The 13,230-nt window shown below is 60.8% G+C and carries 9 protein-coding genes; 3 read left to right on the top strand and 6 right to left on the bottom strand.

Annotated elements, in window-relative coordinates; genetic code table 11:
- Positions 1-3: 3 nt before the first annotated feature.
- The 4 genes from ACE3OA_RS12375 to ACE3OA_RS12360 all read right to left on the bottom strand — a co-directional run bounded on the left by ACE3OA_RS12375 (position 4) and on the right by ACE3OA_RS12360 (position 3,619).
- Complete coding sequence (locus tag ACE3OA_RS12375; protein ID WP_374311090.1) at positions 4-1,170, bottom strand: acyl-CoA dehydrogenase family protein; 1,167 nt, start codon at positions 1,168-1,170, stop codon at positions 4-6.
- Positions 1,171-1,305: 135 nt separating this feature from the next.
- Positions 1,306-1,548 (bottom strand): hypothetical protein, encoded by a 243-nt coding sequence (locus tag ACE3OA_RS12370; RefSeq protein ID WP_374311089.1) that lies wholly within the window; start codon positions 1,546-1,548, stop codon positions 1,306-1,308.
- 68 nt (positions 1,549-1,616) lie between these two features.
- Positions 1,617-1,997, bottom strand: a complete 381-nt coding sequence (locus ACE3OA_RS12365) for a hypothetical protein (protein ID WP_374311088.1) — start codon at positions 1,995-1,997, stop codon at positions 1,617-1,619.
- Between the two features lie 320 nt (positions 1,998-2,317).
- Complete coding sequence (locus ACE3OA_RS12360; RefSeq protein WP_374311087.1) at positions 2,318-3,619, bottom strand: hypothetical protein; 1,302 nt, start codon at positions 3,617-3,619, stop codon at positions 2,318-2,320.
- 744 nt (positions 3,620-4,363) lie between these two features.
- Between ACE3OA_RS12360 and ACE3OA_RS12355 the strand changes: the two genes are divergently transcribed.
- Positions 4,364-5,524 carry an MFS transporter gene (locus tag ACE3OA_RS12355; protein ID WP_374311086.1) on the top strand — a complete coding sequence of 387 codons (1,161 nt, stop codon included), beginning with the start codon at positions 4,364-4,366 and terminating at the stop codon, positions 5,522-5,524.
- Positions 5,525-5,581: 57 nt separating this feature from the next.
- On the opposite strand, the gene ACE3OA_RS12350 is transcribed toward ACE3OA_RS12355, so the two are convergent.
- Complete coding sequence (locus ACE3OA_RS12350; protein WP_374311085.1) at positions 5,582-7,099, bottom strand: aldehyde dehydrogenase family protein; 1,518 nt, start codon at positions 7,097-7,099, stop codon at positions 5,582-5,584.
- Between the two features lie 239 nt (positions 7,100-7,338).
- Between ACE3OA_RS12350 and ACE3OA_RS12345 the strand changes: the two genes are divergently transcribed.
- Entirely contained in the window at positions 7,339-8,031 is a 693-nt protein-coding gene (locus ACE3OA_RS12345) for a hypothetical protein (RefSeq protein ID WP_374311084.1), read from the top strand.
- 326 nt (positions 8,032-8,357) lie between these two features.
- Entirely contained in the window at positions 8,358-10,163 is a 1,806-nt protein-coding gene (locus tag ACE3OA_RS12340) for a DEAD/DEAH box helicase (protein ID WP_374311083.1), read from the top strand.
- A gap of 78 nt (positions 10,164-10,241) precedes the next feature.
- Here the strand turns inward: ACE3OA_RS12340 and ACE3OA_RS12335 are convergent, their stop codons facing one another.
- Complete coding sequence (locus tag ACE3OA_RS12335) at positions 10,242-13,223, bottom strand: HD domain-containing phosphohydrolase (protein ID WP_374311082.1); 2,982 nt, start codon at positions 13,221-13,223, stop codon at positions 10,242-10,244.
- Between the last annotated feature and the right edge of the window lie 7 nt (positions 13,224-13,230).

The raw sequence follows: 13,230 nt of genomic DNA, 5'->3' as shown, positions 1-13,230 counted from the left end.
GCGTTACTGTTCCTTCGCCCGCAGCATTTCGCGCGAGATGATATGGCGTTGGATTTCGGACGTACCTTCCCAGATGCGCTCCACGCGCGCATCGCGCCACATCATCTCCAGCGGCAGCTCTTCCATCAGCCCCATGCCGCCGAAGATCTGGATGGCCTGGTCGGTGACGCGGCCGAGCATCTCGGTCGCGAACAGCTTCGCCATGCCGGCATCGCCATCGGTCATGGTGCCGTTCTGCAGCTTCCAGCAGATATAGGCTGTCAGCGCGTCCGCGGCGGCGATCTCAGTCCGCATATCGGCGAGCTTGAACGAGACGCCCTGGAACTTGCCGATGGTCTGGCCGAACTGCTTCCGGGTCGCGGCCCAGTCGAGCGCCAGTTCCATGGCACGTTCCGCCTTGCCGCAGCAATTGGCGGCGATAAAGACCCGCCCGCCCAGCAGCCATTCGCTGGCAACGGTAAAGCCCTTGCCTTCCTCGCCCAGAATCTGCCGCTTGTTCAAGCGAACATTGTCGAAGAAGAGCTCCCAATTGTCATAGGCCCGGTAGGAAACGCAGCGCGGCCCGCGGCGAATGGTGAATCCCGGCGTGTCGCGATCGACCAGGAACGCGGTAATGCGCTTCCTGGGGCCCCGCTTCGTTTCATCGACACCAGTCACCGTGAAGACGATGGCAAAATCCGGCTCCCACACGCCGGTGATGAAATGCTTGCCGCCCTTGATGATGTAGTCGTCGCCATCGGCCTCGGCCCGCGTCGTGATCGACATGGCATCCGAGCCAGCGCCTGGCTCGGTGAGCGCAAAGACTTCCGACTTCTCGCCGCGCACGGTGGGCAGCAGATATTTCTCGATCTGCTCGTCCTTGCACGCCATCAGGATATAGGACGGGCGCCCGACGAATTTCTGCACGGCCCAATTGGCCTTGCCGAGTTCGCGCTCGAACAGCATCTGCGACATGACGTCTAGTCCGCCGCCACCCACGGATTCCGGCATGTTGGCGGAATAGAGGCCGAGCGCTTTCGCTTTTTCCTTGATCGCATGGCCGATGTCCTTGGGCACATAGCCCAGCTTGTCGACCTCGCGTTCGACCGGATAGAGCTCGTTCTCGACGAAGGCGCGCGTCGTTTCAACCAGCATGCGCTGCTCGTCGGTCGGCTGGAAATCGAATGGCATAGATAATCCCCGTGGCGGAATGGCAAAGCGGGCGACCGGAGGGCCGCCATCATTTGCCAACCTATAGCGCCTGGCGGCGCTGGGGGAAAGTGTTATTTTACGATCGTAAAATAGAAGAGAGGAGCAGGCTCCGCCTCATTCCTGCTCAGGCCCGGCGCGATGCGCACTGGCATCATGCCCACCCCGATTGCTCCAGAACACCGCCGCCATCAGCCCGATGCTGAGCGCCGAGACCAGCACACAACCCACGATCAGCGCCGCCATGCCGCGCCAGCTGATGTCCAGCCCCTTGAAGTCATTGAACGCCCACAGTGCAAAGCAGACGAGACCGATGAGGGCCGCGCAGGAGAACGAGTAGATGAGGATCCAGCGTTTCATGTTCCGTCACTTCCAAATTGCGCGCGGCCGCGGCCACCACGAGGGTTTCGTAATCGCACCGACCGATCTCATGCCAACCCCAAGACCGGCTTCAGCCGGTCATTGTAAGCGCAGAACTCCTCGAAGGTGAGGTCGGGATTGTCGTTGAAGACGACATAGACCCCGTCCATCAGCGGCCTCACCAGAGGTACCTTGCCGGTGAGGCGCTTGATCACTTCATCGCGGCCATAGCCAAGCGCGCGCTGGCAGAGTTCAGCGTCCCAGTATTGCACGACATTGAGCGTGAAGATGTTATTGCGGCCGTTGACGTCAACACCGGGGCGACCGTGCAGAGCCCGAATTTCGGCAGCATGTCTACCTTCATATTTAACGACATAAGTACCGTAATACCCGTGACCGGCATAGCCGCCAAAGGCCGTCACAGCGTTGACAAGATGAAGGTGCAGCATTTCTCGATAATCTAGATCTTGACTATGTGTAGGAAAGGTAATCCACACCTTGTCATCGTAAGTAGCTTCATCTTGATACTTGTAAGTTTCACCTCGGTAAACATACCGACCTTGAAGCTCCAATCCGGACATACCATAGGCTATGTCGAAGCTCGCCCCCAGCTCGTCTCCACAATCAGGGACTGGAGGTATTGGGAGACCTTCCCATCCAAGCGGCTTTGAGAGTTTGAGCATATTGCGAGTGAACGCGACGTGTCGCTCTTCGATAGACTCTTCATGACGTGCGCGATGGTGCATATAGAAATCAAGAACTGTGCGCTTCATGGTTTTCTGACCCCAACTTCGATATACTGCGAATAGCCGTGCTTACGTATGAAAGTGAGCGCCTCTTCGGCGGCTGTTTCACTGTCAAACTCATACATGACCTTGTGTCCAGGATTCTGAATAACGGCGTGTTTGGCCCGCTCGAGTGTGTTGATTGTCTTTTTCTGTGTCTCTCGGCTCCAGATGGCGAGCTTTGTCTTGCTGTCTACAAGCACTGTATGACTGTTGTCCGCGGCTGCGAAGGCGCTGTCGAACCGGATGAAGTTGAGACCTCGTGGATTTGGGTTATCAAATCGAAGTGCGGGATCCGCAAATTTTTTAGATTCTATATCACTGAAAGCACCAACTCCACCCGATTGGTGCGCACGGGCACGGTCTGAACCTTGAAGACTTCCCTGAACATAAATCAGTCCACGGTTCTCAGTTTCAAGGTGCCTAGCTTCCTTTTGAGAAAGTACATTCCCTTTTGCGACCTCGAGGTTGGCAGCATGGTCGATCGATCCACTCTTTGCAGCTTGCTCGGCATTGGCGCTCTTCTTACCGAGATCCGTGATCTCGTTGGCCTTCTTGCCAGCCGTCTCAAGCAACTCCTCGCCGATTTTCTCCGCACCTTTGACAGCCTTCCGATTTGGCATCTCCGGTATGAGGCCAAGGGCGACGAGGCCATAGTCCTTCCATCCCCACTCATCGCCGTGTTCTTTCCAATCCTTAAAATCTGCCAACGCGCCAGAAGCATCGCCCACGATCGGAATGAAGCTGGTGATGAGTTCGACGCCGGTGCCCGTCAGCCCCTGGCGTTCCTGTGCCGCGGAAGTCGCCTCCCTTTCGGCCTGTAGGTTGCTGTCGTAAGCTTCGCCAAAAGACTTTCCGTCCCACCACGACGCTGCGGCACTCGCGCCGGCCCGGATCTCGTCACCATAGTTACCGAGTATTGAGTTGACCGCGATGCGCCCGATGTCATCGGCGCTCTGTTTGTCGGCGCTTTCCAGTGCAGACTTCATCGGGCCAAATCGGCCAGCCATCATTTGGCCGGCGCCTTGATGGGTCTGCGCCGGTGGCTTTACCGAAGGCGGCTTCTTGTCTTCTGCGGCTGAGTTATCCAGCGGTTGAGCTGCCGTTGCGGTTGCTGCACCGGCGGCATTGTCATTTGCTGCACCCTGCGCAACCCTGCCCTTCGCCGCCCACTCATCCGCGCCCGGCATCGCATTGGCCGCGGCGATCTGATCGATCGTTTTGCCGGTGAGATATTTGTTGCGATGGTCGCGGGCCTCTTGGCTCTCAATCGTCTTTGCATTCATCAGGCGGTAGGTGCCGTCCGGCGCTTGATAGAGACCGGGATTGGCGCCACCGAGGCCGGCCTGGACAATGGCGGCGCTCTTGGAATCGATTGCCTTGCCGTGGTGCTAGGTCTCTTCGCCCACACCCTGTTCATAGGATTTCCGCCGCCATTTCTCTTTTGCCTCAGGAGAGGCAAAGCGGAAGACGCCGTTCTCCCAATGGCCGAGAACATTGTCATTGGCAGGCTTTGGCGCGAGCGGGCCACTGGGATGCTCAGCGTAGGATCTGGGTCGAGGATTAACGGGGGCCATGCATATCTCCGCAAGAAATATGCTTTACACGTAACATAAAATACGCTTCTTGTAAAGAACAAAATAAGAATATACTGCTAGAACCTTGCTTCTAGCCGAAATTCCAGGCTATCAAAAATGAATAGTCGTTCAGGAAATGCGTTTCATATAATTGCAATTATTGACTTATTTATAAGTCATCGCTAGACTGCCCGCCTCACAAGGAACTCCAATGCACCATCCGCAGGTACATAACGCATTACGCAAGCCCGGGCTTTGGCTCGGACGGCATGCGCTTGTCTGCTTGCCGGATCTGCCCCCGAGCGGACCGCTCGAACGCGGCGACATCGAACGCTAGAGCTCTTCCTGCCCACCATGCTTTGAGCTTGATGACGTTCCAGAACGGACCGCGCCTAAGCGCGCGCGCCCGCTTCTCCCCTTGCTGTCGTCCGCTTTGCGACCGGAGTTACCGCCATGCGTACCCCCCTCTTCCTCTTCATGCCGGCCCTCATTGCCGTGGCCGGATTCGAGACCGCCCTTGCCTTGGTTTCGCCACTGATCTCGCTGCGGCTGGAAGCCGGCGGTGTCTCCACAGCCATGATCGGCATCGTCGCTTCGGCCTACTCGGTCGGCTATCTGGGCGGCACACAGGTCTGCCGGCATCTCATCCTGCAATTCGGCGCACGCTGGACCATCGCGCTGCTGGCCGTTCTCGCGGCCGCCAGCCTCATTGCACATGCCGTGCTGTTCGACGTGCTGTTCTGGCTGCTGCTTTCGGCGCTGTGCGGCTTTGCCATGGCCGGCATCTATACGATCGCCGAAAGCCTGCTCAACATTCTGGCGTCCCGCGGCAATCGCGGCCGTCTCTATAGCGTCTATATGACGGCGTCGTGGCTCACGGCCGGTGCCTCACCGGTGGCGGTGCTGGCGGAAGGAAGCGGTGGCGTCGTGAGTTTCATCATCGCCGGCGGCGTCATCGCCGTCACCACTTTGCCCGTGCTGATGTCGCGCCGCGCGGAACTGCCGGTGCCCATGCATGGCAGCCTGACGTTGCGCCACTTCCGAGCCGTCCCGCCGGTAGCACTCGCCATCTGCTTCGGCTCCGGCATCATCAATGGCGGCCTGCATGGTCTGCTGCCGAGCTATGCGGTGGAGACCGGCCTCGGCAATGGCGATCTATCCTTGCTGCTGACGGTCGCCGCCATTGCCGGCATCGCCGGTCAGTTTCCGATCGGGCATCTATCCGACCGCGTGCGCGAGCGCCTCTCGGTCGCCAAGGGTATCGTCTTCCTGGGGTTGGCGCTGTGCTGCGGGATGGCGCTCTTCGGCAGCAGCGGCCTGCCGATGCTGGTGACTTTCCTGGGGCTGCTCACCGCCATCATGGCGCCGATCTATGGCATCGGCGCGGCTCTTGCCAATGACCGCGCTCATGGTGGTTGCACTTTGGCGACGACGGGCGCCCTGCTCTTCGTCAACGGTATCGGCGCCGCCTTGGGGCCACTCGGTGCCGGCTTCGCGATGGAAGCTTGGGGCCCTACGGGCCTGTTCCTGTTCCTCGCATTGGCGAGCGGAGCCGTCGGATTGGTCACCGCTTGTCACCGCCGCCTGGAGCGGATCTGGGTGGTGGCGGGGTAGATACGAAAACGGGGTGCAGTTGCCTGCACCCCGCTTCGCTTCAGATAGTCTATGACCTCAGCCGACGTCGAACTTGACGCCCTGAGCGAGCGGCAACTGGTCGGAGTAGTTCACGGTGTTGGTGGCGCGGCGCATATAAGCCTTCCACGCATCCGAACCGCTTTCGCGGCCACCGCCCGTCTCCTTTTCGCCACCGAAGGCACCGCCGATTTCAGCCCCTGACGGGCCGATATTGACGTTGGCGATGCCGCAATCGGAACCGACATCGGAGGTGAAGAGCTCCGCCTCACGCACGTCGCGCGTGAAGATGCAGGAGGAGAGCCCCTGCGGCACATCGTTCTGCAGGTGGATCGCATCGGCAAAGTTGCTGTACTTCACGACATAGAGGATCGGCGCGAAGGTCTCGTGCATCATGACGGCGCTCTGCTTGGGCAGTTCGACCACGGCAGGCCGCACGTAATACCCGTTGGCGCAGCCGGCAACGCTGACGCGCTCGCCACCGGTCACCTTGCCACCTTCGGCTTTGGCCTGCTTCAGGGCGTTCTGCATCGCTTCGAAAGCCGCAACGTCGATCAGCGGACCGATCAGCGTCTTGGCATCCAGCGGATTGCCGACCGGGACCTGTCCGTAGAGCTTCTTGAGGCGCGGCAGCAGCTTTCCATAGACGTCCTCATGAACGATGAGGCGGCGCAAGGACGTGCAACGCTGGCCGGCGGTACCCACAGCGCTGAACAGGATCGCGCGTTCGGCAAGCTTCAGATCGGCCGAGGGGCAGACGATCATGGCATTGTTACCGCCCAGTTCCAGCAGCGAGCGACCGAAGCGCTTGGCAACGCGCGGCGCAACTTCGCGGCCCATGCGGGTCGAACCGGTGGCGGAGACGAGCGCCACGCGCGGATCGTCGACCATGACTTCGCCCACTTCACGGGCGCCGATCAGCACTTCCATCAGGCCGTCCGGAATAGCGGTGCCGGTTTCCTTGGCAAAGCGGCTGGCGGCCTTGGCGAAGATCTTGGCCGAGGCCAGTGCCACCAGCGGCGTCTTTTCGCTGGGCTTCCACACCACCGAATTCCCGGCAACCAGCGCCAGCGCCGTGTTCCACGACCAGACCGCTACGGGGAAGTTGAAGGCCGTGATGACGCCGACGACGCCGAGCGGATGCCAGGTTTCCGCCATGCGGTGGCCCGGACGTTCCGACGCGATCGTGAGACCGTAGAGCTGGCGCGACAGACCGACCGCAAAATCGCAGATGTCGATCATTTCCTGCACTTCGCCGAGGCCTTCAGTGACGATCTTGCCGGCCTCGATCGAGACCAGTTCGCCGAGCGCCGCCTTGTGGGCGCGCAATTCTTCGCCGAGCAGGCGCACGAGTTCGCCACGCTTGGGCGCCGGCACCTGACGCCAGGCGAGGAAGGCGGCCTGGGCCTTGGCGATCTTCTTGGCGGCACCCTTGGCGTCGTCGCAGACGAGCCTGGCGACTTCACCGCCGGTGATGGGCGAACGGACGATGAGATCGCCCTTTTTCAGCGCCTTGGCATCTAGGCCAAGCGACTTCAGAACCTTGTCGAGTTTCATGGTGAGGCAGCTCCAATTGAAAGGCGCCCATGGAATGCGCCAGAGGCGCCATTCTTGTCAACTGACGTACCAGGAAACCTACATATCGCCGGCTCCGGGGAACTTTTCGCCACCTTCGAGGCTTTGGCGACCGACATTTGTTCACCCTGGGTTTATCCGGTTGCGGCTTGCCCTGCCGCGCCCAACCCGTCAAGAATGCCGGTCACGGGGACAAAAGAAGCAATCTTGGGAGATTTCGGATGGCGCAGCGGCAGAATTGGTCATGGAGCAAGGGATTGCGCCGGTCCGGGCTGGCAGCAGCCGCGATTATGGCCATCGCCTGGGCAACGCCATCGCAGGCCGAGACGCTGCTCGATATTCCACCCGCTCCCGAGACAGCTCCCGGCCAGGCCTGGGCCGGCATTGCCGAGATGATCATGGTCTATTACGACGTGCCCAATACCGGCCCCGGCGACATGCAATGCAGCCTGGCCTTCTTTCTAACCGGCACGCAGAATTGCTACAAAGCCCAGGAAGAAAGCGAATTTTCCGCCGTGAGCCGCGTGGTCAAAGGCTATTCGCAATTTGCCCTTGAGACCTTCGGTGAAATTCCCGTGGCCATGCGCTGGGAGGAAGCCAAGACCATCCCGCCGCAGGACGTCATCCAGGAGATCAAGTTCGAGCGTCCCATCCTGGTTCAAATCGAGCCGGCCCCAAATGAAGGTGAAAGCAAGGCCGAGAAGCGTGCCGTACTGATCGTCGGCTTCGATGGTGGGCTGGATAACCTGCAACTGATCATCAATGATCCCAAGGTCTACCCGCCGACCCAGAATCCCTATCTCGAATTTGGTGGCCGAATCCGCGATAACAGCGGCCAGTATCAGATCGGTTATGCCGATTTCCAATCCTTCCTGAAATGGTCCGCGACCCTTTATAAGATCAAACCGGACTGAGTAACCTACGGTAAGATCGAGATAAAATCGCCAGCCATGCGGACGACACAGAGGCGTCATGGCAGGGTAAAATGTCAATTACCTTGACATAAGGGGCCCTAGGCCTCATATCTCGCCTGCATTTCTCGCGGACTGCGCGCTTACGCCTGGACTGGCCACCTTCTTAAAGGCCGCTTTACCGGCGTCCGTCCCGAGATATATCCCACGTCATAGATTCTCAAGCGGCGCGCCTTGGGTTCGCCCGCTGGCCTTTGCCCGCGCGCCCATCGGCGCACGCGTGACTTCCTTGCGGCATGACAATGAACTGCCGAAAAGGAATTCTGGCATTGAATACGCATACCCACTCCACTTCCGCCCCTCAGATTCTGGCGGATTTCGCTTCCCTCAATCTGGTCGAGCCGCTGATGCAGGCGGTGACCGAATCCGGCTACACCAAGCCGACTCCCATCCAGGCGCAATCGATCCCGGCTCTTCTCGAAGGCCATGATCTGCTGGGCCTCGCCCAGACCGGCACCGGCAAGACCGCCGCGTTCGTGCTGCCGATGCTCCAGCGCATGATGGCGAACCGCAAGCAGCCGCAGCCCAAGTCGATGCGCGCCCTGATCCTGACGCCGACGCGCGAGCTCGCCGTCCAGATCAATGACAGCATCAAGACCTATGGTCGGCATCTGCCGCTACGCTCGACGGTGATCTTCGGCGGCGTCGGTTCCGTTCCCCAGGTCAATACCATGCGCCGCGGCATCGACTTTGTCGTCGCGACCCCGGGCCGCCTCCTTGACCTGATGAACCAGGGACATGTGACCCTGTCCTCGGTCGAGTTCTTCGTCCTCGACGAAGCCGACCGTATGCTCGACATGGGCTTCATCCGCGACATCCGCAAGATCGTCGGGTCGCTGCCGGCCCGTCGCCAGACGCTGCTGTTCTCGGCCACCATGCCGCATGACGTTGCCGATCTTGCCAACAGCCTGCTGACCAAGCCCAAGCGCGTCGAAGTCGTCCCGCAATCGACCACCGCGGAGCGCATCGACCAGATCGTCTATATGGTGCCCAAGGCCAACAAGCGCCGGCTACTCGCCGAACTGCTGAATGGTGAAGGCGTCACCCGTTCCATCGTCTTCACGCGTACCAAGCGTGGCGCCGACCGGGTCTCCGAGCAATTGGAGCGTGACGGCATCCGCAGCGCCGCCATCCACGGCAACAAAGGCCAGAGTGCGCGTCAGACCGCCCTCGGCTCGTTCCGCAACGGGTCCGTCAAGGTGCTGGTGGCAACCGATATCGCCGCGCGCGGTATCGACATCGACAATATCAGCCATGTCGTCAATTACGATTTGCCGCTGGAACCGGAAAGCTATGTCCACCGCATCGGCCGCACGGCGCGCGCTGGTGCTACCGGTATTGCTATCAGCCTGTGTGACGGTGAGGAACGCAGCCTGCTGCGCGACATCGAAAAGACGGTGCGCATGAAGATTCCCGTGGTGGACGATCATCCGCTGGCCGTCGGTGCCGCCGACAGCGCCGGTGGCGAACAGATTTCCCTGCACCGGGCGCAAAGCCTGCGCCAGGACCGTGAAATGCAGCAGCCGCGTCGCGGCGGTCGTGGCGGCAATGGTGGCGGCGAACGCAACCGTGGCGGCCAGAAGCGTGGCGAACGCAGCCAGGCCGGTCGCGGCGATCGTGATCGCGCGCCGCAGAAGAATGCCGATTTCCGCGGTGGCGATTTCCGCGAGCAGGAAGCCCGCCAACCCCGCGGTGAACGCCCCGCGCAGCCGCGCGGCGAGGCCCGGGCCGATCGGAGCCACAACCGGCAGCCGGAAGCGCGCTCGGAGACCCGCGACGCGCGCCCATCGCGCCGTGACGATCGCCCCCACCACGATCGCCCGCGTCGCGACGAAGGCGGTGAGAGCCGTTTCGAAGCGGAACGCCGCATGGCCGGTGGCCATCGCAGCGACGCCCGCCGCCCGGAGCCGGCCCGCGCCAGCGAGCCGCGCCGTGAGCCGGTACGGCCCGACGGTGAGCATCGCCGCATCGACTATCGCGCCCGCGCCGAACAGGGCGAGCGCAAGCCCGCCGTCCATCGCGGCCCCGGCAGCGATCGTCCGCGTGGTGCCAACCGGAACGCGCCGCGCAGCTAAGCGCGGCCCGATTTCATGTTGAAATACCGCCAGTCAGCGCCAAGCTGGCTGGCGGTTTTCATTTACATCTGGTTGCCGTCAGGCGGCCGGGCTCATGCCAAGCACGAAATCGATATCCGGCTGGTCGATCTGCTCGGGCTGCAGGAACTGCTCGGCATAGCGCTTCCAAACGCCTCGGCGCAGGAAGAGATCGAGCAGCTCCGGATCGAGATGATTGTCCTTTTTCATGAAGGCCATGATCTTGATCGCTTCGCTCAATTTCTTGGCCTTCTTGTAGGGCCGATCGGCAGCCGTCAGTGCTTCGAACACATCCGCGATCGCCATCATCCGGGCGACCGGCGACATCTCGGAACGCTTCAACCGTTTCGGATAGCCGCTCCCATCCATCTTCTCGTGATGCCCCCCGGCAATTTCCGGCACGGCCCGCAGATGCTTCGGGAAGGGCAGACTCTCCAGCATCATGATGGTCTGCGAAATATGATCATTGATGCGATAGCGCTCTTCCTCCGTGAGCGTACCGCGACCAATGCACAGATTGTAGATCTCGCCGCGGTTCATCCGGTATTTGGGGAGCGTGAGATGAAAACCCCACGGATTGTCCGGCGCGATGATGTCGCGCGACTCCAGGGGCGTGACATGATCGTCCCGGTCGGCAAGGAGCGCCTCCTCCACCGGCAAGGCCGGCTCCGGCGTGCGGTCCATTCGATTCTTCTCCTCGTAGGAGATTCCGATGCGATTGCTGAGCGTCCGCCGCCAGGTGCGCCTGGCAATCTCCTTGATCCGCGCCACCTTCACCGGCTCCATGAACTCTCCGCCCTCATTGCAGCTGGCGACAAAGGCGAATTCTTCGTCGAGTTGCTGCTGGGCCTGGTCCATCTCTGCCTTCAACCTCCCTTCGTCGCCCCCCTCCAGACGGCCCCGCCAATAGGCAATCTCGGCGTCGCGCTTCAGTACCTCAAAACGCATGCGAATTTCGTGGATACGATCATAGATCGTTTCCAACTTGGTCGCCTTGTCGACGACATATTCGGGAGTCGTCACCTTGCCGCAATCATGGAGCCAGGAGCCGATCTCGACTGCCTCCCATTCCTCGGGCGACAGCGTAAAGTCGGCCCAAGGCCCCGTCTGTTCCGCACAGGCCGCCTCCGCCAGCATTTTGGTCAGCGCCGGAACGCGAGCACAATGGCCGCCCGTATAGCTGGATTTGGCGTCGATGGCCCCGGCGATCAATTTGATCAACGCATCCATCAGATCCTTCTGCGCCTGCAGCAACTGCTTGTTTTCGATAGCGATGCCGGCCGAGCCGCTGACGGCGCGAATAAGCTCCTTCAAACGATCGCCAAGAGTCCAGGCGGTGTCTTCCGCTTGTCGCGCCTTGATGAGGATCTGCGCACCCATAACTTCCTGCTTGCGATTGAAGAGCGGAACCACCAGCAGGGCCATGCGCGCGGGCTGCTCCCGCTCGACCAGGTCGCGGAGCCCCATAACATCCAGTTCGTCATAACCGAGGCGTCGCTCGATGAGGCCGATCCGCCCATTGCGCAGCAACGCGTCTATCTCCCCCTCCAGACCGACACCGGTCAGCGACAGCGGCGCGGCGTGGAATTCCGGGCCGCGCAGCTTGTCGTCATGCCAGCGAATGACTTCCGGGTGCAGCCGGTGCGAATCCTCATGCAGCAGATAGATGGCACCGCCGTCGCTCTCTACCAGTTCGATCGTCTCGCGCAAAACCAGGTCAAGGAGCGGACGCAGATCCCGCTCGGCCCCCAATGCATGCCCGATCGCCAGAAATTTCCGCAACGTCACCTTCATGCGGCTGAGCGAGCGACCGAGATCGCCCACCTCCGAAATGACGGTTTTCACCTTGACGTCTTTCTCGAAGTCAAAGGCAGCAATCGCCGTCGTCTCCTTTGCCAGGCGATTGAGCGGCTTCACCAGCAGGCGCGTTCCGAGCCAACCCAAAGGAATGGCGACCAGTAGAATAAGAAAAGCGAGGGTAACCTGACCCTCGACGATGTCCCTGGCGCCCGCGAAAAGCTCATCTTCAGGGATGGCGATCAGCATGGTGACAGCATTGCTGCCTTCGATCGTTATGCGCGTGGTGGAGATCTGCCATCTTCGGCCATTCAACTCGGCCTCGTCGCGCGGTCGGTCATTCTTAAGCAATTCCACCGCGCGCTCCAGGATCGGCACTTTCAGTTCAGGCACGGTTACCAGCCGCAAGGACCCATCGGCCTGCAGCGCCGTCATTTTGGCGCTGTCACGATAGGCGACGACCTGACCGCTCGGCCCCACCAGGGCAAGTTCTGATGACGGCGTGATGCTGATGCTTTTGAGTTCCGAAGCGATCGATTCCAGGGTGAGGTCCAATGCGACCACCACGGCGCTGTCGGCAGACCGGCTTGCCAAAGTGGCGCCGACGGATTTGGTCGTAAAGAAGATATAGGGTTCGGTCAGCACGGTGCCGGGCTGCCTCGAAGCCGTCTGATACCAGGGCCGGGTGCGCGGATCATAGGTATAATTCGGCATGAAGCGCGCATCGAGCAGTCGACTTTGGTCGTCGTAGTAACGATATTCCCCAATCATCGCACCGACGGCATCCTGGCTGATGGACTGCACCAGGAGCGACGCCGTTGCTGGTGCCTTGACAGTCTTGCGGACGCCATCGCTGCGCAAAGGCCGGAAGAGAATGAACTCGCCGTTCGGGTAGCCGATATAGAGTGCATCGGTTATGGGGTTTTCGGTCAGGGCGTCGACGATCAGCGGCAATTGTTCAAGGCGCTGCGCCAGCGTATCAGCACTCGAGAAGGCGCTGTGCGCCAGCAAGGTAATCTGGTTGCGGGCCGGCGATAGGATGCGCTGGACTTTTTCCGACAGCGTATCGCGTATATAGCGCGTCGTTTCGGTCGATGTTTGCAGCAGGATGTCTTGCGCACCGCGATAGGTCTGCCAGGCAAAAATAGTGATGACCAGGACGAGCAGCGTGGTGACGCCCAAGGTGCCCAACAGATGCAACGGCACTTCCAGGCTAGGTCTGGTGCGCTGACGAATGGCGGACATGCGGCCA

The organism is Dongia sp., from assembly GCF_041906375.1.
Taxonomy (GTDB): Bacteria; Pseudomonadota; Alphaproteobacteria; order Dongiales; family Dongiaceae; genus Dongia.
Note: the sequence above shows the minus strand (reverse complement) of the source record. Positions and strands in the feature narration are given on the sequence as shown.